Source organism: Streptomyces cacaoi (genome assembly GCF_006539165.1).
Lineage (GTDB): Bacteria > Actinomycetota > Actinomycetes > Streptomycetales > Streptomycetaceae > Streptomyces > Streptomyces cacaoi.
Genome location: NZ_BJMM01000109.1, coordinates 1 through 7,077, shown reverse-complemented (window position 1 = coordinate 7,077; position 7,077 = coordinate 1). Strand labels below are relative to the sequence as shown.

1 protein-coding gene is annotated in these 7,077 nt (G+C 74.3%); it reads right to left on the bottom strand.

Going from position 1 to position 7,077, the window contains the following annotated elements; genetic code table 11:
- Window positions 1-7,077, bottom strand: a 7,077-nt coding sequence (locus SCA03_RS34145) for a non-ribosomal peptide synthetase (protein ID WP_141275866.1), incomplete at both ends; no start/stop codon positions are given.

The window sequence follows — 7,077 nt, the reverse complement described above, 5'->3', positions numbered from 1 at the left end:
ACGCACCGCCTCCTCCCGGAGGAGACGGTCCCGCTCGGTGGCCCGCTGGGGCTTCGGCAGGTTCGTCAGGTCCGCCACGCGGACCGGTATGTCGCCGCGGGCGCGGACATACTGCACCCCGTGGCCGTCCTGCGAACCGAACACGGTCCGCAGGGCCTCGTGCCGGTCTGCGAGGGCGTTCAGCGCGGTCCGCAGCGCCTCGGTGTCCAGCTCACCGGTCAGGCGCAGGGCGGCGCCGAGGTTGTATTCGATGTTGCCGGGCGCGAAGTCCTCCAGGAACCAGAGGCGTTCCTGCGCGAAGGACAGGGGCAGGGGGGTGCCGTCCTCCCGGGGTGTGCGGGGGACGGCCCGCGCCGGGGTGTGGGGGCCGGCGGTGGTGGTCGTGCCGTGTGCGGTGTCGAGGTGGGCGGCGAGGGAGGCCACCGTCGGGTGGTCGAAGAGGGCGCGGACGGAGGCGTCGATGCCGGTGGCGGAGCGCAGGCGTGAGGTGACCTTGACACTGCGGATGGAGTCGCCGCCGAGGGCGAAGAAGTCGTCCTCGACGCCGACCTGTCCGGCCTGGAGCACCTCTTCCCAGATGGTGCACAGGGCGCGTTCCAGCGGGGTGCGCGGTGCCACATGGGCGGCGCGGTCGAACTCCGGCGCGGGCAGCGCGTTGCGGTCGACCTTGGCGTTGGCGGTCAGGGGAATGGCGTCGAGCTGCACGAAGGCCGCGGGGACCATGTGTTCGGGCAGCAGGTCCTTGAGGTGGGCGCGCAGGGACGCGGAGGCGGGGGCCGTGTCGTGGTCAGCGGGGACGGTGTAGGCGACGAGCTGCTTGAGTCCCTGCTGGTCGGTGTGGACGGCCGCTGCGGCCTGGGCGACGCGGGGGTGCCGGGTGAGGGCGTCCTCGACCTCGCCGAGTTCGATGCGGTGGCCGCGTACCTTGACCTGTCCGTCGGCGCGGCCGGCGAACTCCAGTTGGCCGTCGGCGCGTCGGCGTGCCAGGTCGCCGGTGCGGTAGAGGCGCCCGCCGGTGGTGCTGAAGGGGTCGGCGACGAAGCGTTCGGCCGTGCGGCCGGACTGGCCGTGGTAGCCGCGGGCGAGGCCGCTGCCGGCGATGTACAGCTCGCCGGTGACGCCGATGGGGACGGGCCGCAGCCGTGTGTCGAGCACATGGACGCGCTCGTTGGCGAGGGGGGCGCCGATGGGGGCGACGGTGCCGCCGGCGTGCGGGTCGTCGGGGGTGAGGGCGGTGCTGAGGGTGGAGCACACGGTGGCCTCGGTGGGGCCGTAGGCGTTCAGCAGCCGCCGGCCCTCGGCCCAGCGGGCGATGACCTCGGAGGGGCAGGTGTCGCCGCCGACGGCGAGAGCACGCAGCTCGGGCAGCTCGGTCTCGGGCAGGGTGCCGAGGACGACGGCCGGGAGCATGGCGTGGGTGATCCGGGCGGTGGCCAGGAGCTGCGCGAGGTCGTCGCCGAGCGGCTGGGAGGCCGGCGGCAGGACGAGGGTCGCGCCGGAGAGGAGCGTCATGAGGATGTCGCCGAGGGAGACGTCGAAGCTCGGCGAGACGAACTGGAGGACGCGGCTGTGCCCGTCGAGGCCGAGGGCGGCGATGTGTTCGGCGGCGACGCCGGGTATGCCGGAGTGCGGCACGGTGACGCCCTTGGGCCGTCCGGTGGAGCCGGAGGTGTACACCATGTAGGCCGCGTCGGCCATGGTGAGGGCGATGCGGGGCGCGGTGTCCGGGTGGGTGGCCGACGCGGTGTCGAGGTCGCCGGCGTCGAGCACCGTGGGGCCGGCGGCCGGTGCGTCGTCCGGCGCGGTCCAGGGGGCGCGGATCTGGAGGGTGGTGTCCGGCGGGGCGTCCCGGCCGGTGTCGGAGGCGTCGGGTGCCGGGTGGGTGCCGTCGTGGGTGAGCAGGACGCGGGGTGCGCTGTCGCGGAGCATGTGGGCGACGCGGTCGGCCGGGTAGCCCGGGTCGACGGGCACGTAGGTGCCGCCCGCCTTGAGCACGGCGAGGAGCGCGACGATCAGTTCGGTGGACCGCTCCAGGCATACGGCGACGCGGGCCTCGGTGTGTACGCCGTGCGAGCGCAGCAGGTGGGCGAGCCGGTTGGCGCGGGCGTCGAGCGCGGCGTAGGTGAGGCTGCCGGTGGCGCTCTCGACGGCGACCGCGTCCGGGGTCTCGCGGGCCTGCCGGGCGAACAGCTCGGTGACGGGTGTGGTGAGCAGTTCGGGGCGTGCGGTGTCGTTCCAGCGGTGCAGCGCGGCCCGGGTCTTCTCGTCGACGGTGGGCAGCTCGTCCAGGGTGCGTTCGGGGTCCCGGGTGAGCAGGTCGAGCAGGGTGACGAAGTGGTCGGCGAGGCGGCGGGCGGTGGCGGCGTGGAAGGAGCGGGTGTCGTAGCTGAGGTCGAAGCCGGTGTGTGCGCCGGTGTAGGCGGCGAGGGTGAGGGCGTAGTTGGTGGCTTCGCGTGCTTCGACGCTGTGCAGGTGCAGCCCGTGGCGGGCGACGGCGTCGTCGTCGACGGGGTAGTTCTCGAAGATGACGATGCTGTCGAACAGCGGGGTGCCCGGGGGCAGTTCGTGCGGGATGTCGCTGAGCGCGATGTGCTCGTAGCTCTGGGCCTCGGCCTGGGCGGCCTGGATCTGCCGCAGCCAGGGGGCGATCCGTTCGCCGGGGTCGAGCCGGACGCGGACGGGCACGGTGTTGATGAACAGCCCGAGGATGTTCTCGGCTCCGGGCAGGTCGGCGGGGCGTCCGGAGACGGTGGCGCCGAAGACGACGTCGCGGTCGCCGGTGTGGTGCGAGAGCAGCAGCGCCCAGGCGCCCTGGACGAGGGCGTTGACGGTGAGCCGGTGGCCGCGTGCGAACGCGGTGAGCCGGGTGGAGAGGGCGTCGGACAGTTCGATGGGCAGGCGGGTGTGCCGCTGCCCCGTGGTGCCGGGTTCGGGGGTGCGGTCGTAGGGCAGGGCGAGCGGTTCGGTGCGGCCGCGCAGCCGTTCCCGCCAGAAGTCCCGTCCGGCGTCGGCGTCCTGGGCGGCGAGCCAGCGCACGTAGTCGCGGAAGGCGCCGCGGGCCGCGGGCGGGGTGCCGCCGTCGGAGGTGAGGGCCGCGTAGGCGGCGACGACGTCGGACAGCAGGCCGGCGCTGCTCCAGCCGTCGAGCAGCAGGTGGTGGAAGGTCCACACGAGGCGCACGCTGCCGCCGCCGAGGCGGGCGAGGGTGACGCGCAGCAGCGGGGCGGTGTCCAGGTCGATGCCCTGTGCACGGTCCTGTGCGAGGAGGTCGGCCAGGAGCTGTGCCTGTTCGGCCTCGGTGCGGGCGCTCCAGTCGAGTTCGGTGACGGGGACGGTCACCTTCCGCTGCACGATCTGCACGGGGTCGGTGACGTCCTGCCAGGCGATGCGGACGCGCAGCGCGTCGGAGCGGTCGGTGACCTGCTGCCAGGCGAGGGCGAGCGCCGCGGGGTCGTGGACGCCGTCGATGACGCAGGAGAACTGTTCCAGGTAGGCGCCGTCGGGCTCGGCCAGGGTGTGGAAGAGCATCCCGGCCTGGAGCGGGGTGAGGGGGTAGATGTCCTCGACGGTGCTGCCGTCCCCGGCGAGCCGGTCGACCTCGTCCTGGGTGAGGGTGGCGAGGGGGAAGTCGGAGGGTGAGCAGCCGCCGGCGCCGGGCTCGGCGCAGTGGTCGAGGAAGGTGTGCAGTTCGTCGAGGACGTCCTGCGCGACCTGCCGTACGGTCTCCTCGCGGTGCAGCGCGGCCGAGTAGGCCCAGGCGAAGACGAGGCGGCCGTCGTGCACGCCGGCGGTGATGTCGAGCAGGTGGGTGCGGTTCTCGCGGGTGCTGTGCTCGCCGCCGGGGTTGAGCGCGGTGGACAGGTACCAGGGGTCCTCGCCGCCGGGCGTCATGTCGAGCCGGCCGAGGTAGTTGAAGGTGAGGGCCGGGTCGGGCGCGTCGGCGAGGGCGCGCGCGGGGCTGTCCGCGGGCGCGAGGTGGCGGAGTGCGCCGTAGCCGAGCCCGCGGTCGGGTATCGCGCGCAGCTGTTCCTTGACGGATGTGACCGCGGCGGGCCAGCCGCCGTCCTCGGGCAGGTGCAGGGCGACGGGGTGGAGCGCGGTGAACCAGCCGGCGGTCCTGGTGAGGTCGATGTCGTCGAACAGTTCCTCGCGGCCGTGGCCTTCGAGGTGGACGGCGGTGCGGTCGTGTCCGGTCCAGCGGCGCAGGGCGCGGGCGAGCGCGGTGAGGAGGACGTCGTTGATGCGGGTGCGGTAGCGGGCCGGGGCCTGCTGGAGCAGGGCCTCGGTGCGGTCCTGGCCGAGGGCGAGGGTGACGACGTCGAGGGAGGCGACGGTGTTGTCGCCGCCGGGGGTGTCGAGGGGGAGGTCGGTGCGGGCGGCTTCGGTGACGGAGCGCCAGTAGGGCAGTTGGTCGTCGAAGCCGCCGGCGGCGACGTGGGCGGCGAGGCGCTCGGCCCACTCCCGCACGGAGCTGGTCTTGGGGCCGAGGTCGACGGGTTCGCCCGCAGCGGTCTGCCGGTAGGCGTGCTGGAGGTCCTCCAGGAGGATGCGCCAGGTGACGCCGTCGACGAGCAGATGGTGGGCGGTGATCTGGACCCGCACGGGCCGCGCGGGGCCGTCCTCGCCGACGAGGACGTGCAGGAGCGGTCCGCCGTCGAACCGGAATCCGGCCTGGGCGTCGGCGCACAGCTGCTGCCAGTCGGTGCCGTCGGCCGTGAGGTCGTGGACGGTGACGACCCGGTCGGTGTCGAACGTGTCGGCGAGGTGCAGGGTGTGTTCCGCGCCGTTGCCGGTGCCGTCGGCGTCGGCGGTGCGGGTGACGGTGAGGCGGAGGCCGTCGTGCTGGCGCAGCAGCGCGGCGACGGCGCGGCGCAGCGCCTCGGGGTCGCTGCCGGCAGGCAGTTCGAGGGCCATCGCCATGTTGAAGTGCTCGGGCGCGGTGGTGTGGGTGGCGAAGAACCAGTCCTGGATGGGCCCGGCGGGCACCTGTCCGGTGACGGTGTCCTGCTGGGCGGTGCGGGCGGCCGGCGCGGCGGCGCGGGTGTCGAGCGATTCGGCGAGCGCGGCGACGGTCTGCCGGGTGAAGACGTCGCGGGAGGAGATGTCGAGGCCGGCACGGCGGGCCCGGGAGACCAGCTGGAGGCTGAGGATGGAGTCGCCGCCGAGGTCGAAGAAGTTGTCGTCCACGCCGACGCGTTCGAGCCCGAGGACGGCGGCCCAGATCTCGGCGAGCGTCGCCTCGGTGGCGTTGCGCGGGGCGACGTGGGCGCTGCCGGTGCCGAACTCGGGTGCGGGCAGCGCCGTGCGGTCGATCTTGCCGTTGGTGTTCAGCGGCAGTTCGGGGAGCGGGACGAGTGCCGAGGGCACCATGTAGTCCGGCAGGGCGGCGCGGGCGTGTGCGAGGACGGCGGCGGTGTCGAGGTCGCCGTCGGCCGGCACGGTGTAGGCGACGAGGCGGCGGGTGCCGGCGGGGTCGCGGTGCACGGTGACGCAGGCCTGGGCGACGCCGTCGTGTGCGGCGAGGACGGTCTCGATCTCGCCGGGTTCGATGCGGAAGCCGCGGATCTTGACCTGGTCGTCGGCGCGGCCGACGAACTCCAGCTGGCCGTCGCGGCGCCGGCGCACGACGTCGCCGGTGCGGTAGAGGCGGGTGCCGGGCGTGTGCGGGTCGGCGACGAACCGGCTGGCGGTCAGCGCGGGCCTGCCGAGGTAGCCGCGGGCCAGGCTGAGTCCGGCCACGTACAGCTCGCCGGGGACGCCGGGCGGTACGGGGCGCAGCGCGGCGTCGAGGACGTGGACGCGGGTGCGGTCGACGGCGGTGCCGATGGGCGGGGTGCCGGAGCCCGGTTCGAGCGGGGCGCTGGTGGTGGCGCAGACGGTGGTCTCGGTGGGGCCGTAGGCGTTGACGAAGCGGCGGCCGCGTGCCCAGCGGTCGACGACTTCGGGGGCGCAGGCCTCACCCGCGACGACCATCGTCACCTCGGGGGGCACGGCGTCGTCGTCGAGGGTGGCCACCAGGGCCGGGGGGAGCGTCACATGGGTCACCCCCTTGAGGGCGATGACGTCGCCCAGCCGGGCGCCGCGGTCGCCGCCCTGTCCGCCGCCGTCGTCGGCGGGTCCGGCGTGCGGGGGCCGGTCGTCCTCGTCGACGACGAGGGCGGCGCCGGACAGCAGCGCCATGCACAGTTCCCACCAGGCGGCGTCGAAGCCGGGTGAGGCGAACTGGAGCACGCGGCTGGTGCGGTCGACGCCGAGGCGTTCCCGCTGGGTGCTGGAGAGCCCGGCGACGCCGGCGTGGGTGACGACGACGCCCTTGGGGCGGCCGGTGGAGCCGGAGGTGTAGATGACGTAGGCGCCGTTGTCGGCGGTGACGGGCACGTCGAGCCGGCCGGTGGGGTGTTCCGCGAGCGCGTCCCGGGTGTCCTCGTCGTCGAGTGCGAGCACGGGCACGCCCGCGTCGAGGGGGAGTTCGCGGGCGAGGCCGCTCCAGGTGAGGACGGCGTCGGCGTGGCAGTCGCCGAGGACGTACTCGATCCGGTCGAGCGGGTAGGACGGGTCGACGGGCACGTAGACGCCGCCGGCCTTGAGCACGGCGAGGACGGCGACGACGAGGTCGACGCTGCGGGGCAGTACGAGCCCGACGCGGGATTCGGGGGTGATGCCGAGCCCGACGAGGTGCCGGGCGAGCTGGTTGGTGCGCTCGTCGAGTTCCCGGTAGGTGAGCGACTGCTGGTCGGAGACGACGGCGAGGGCGTGCGGGCTGTCGGCCACCCGCTCGTCGAAGAGTTCGGGGACGGGGCGGGCGCTGCCGCCGTCGTCCTCGCCGGCCATGTCGTTCCATTCGCCGAGCAGTTCGCGCGGTGCGTCGGCCGGGAGCAGCCGGGCGTCGACGAGGCGCCGGCCGGGCCGGGTGGAGACCTCTTCGGCGAGGGCGAGCCAGTGGCCGGCGAACTGCTCGATGGTCTCGGCGTCGAACAGGTCGGTGTCGTACTCGATGCCGGCCAGGAGGCTGCCGTCGCCGCGCTCGTGGAAGGTGAGCGCGATGTCGAACTGGGAGGCGTCCCGGGTGGAGAGCAT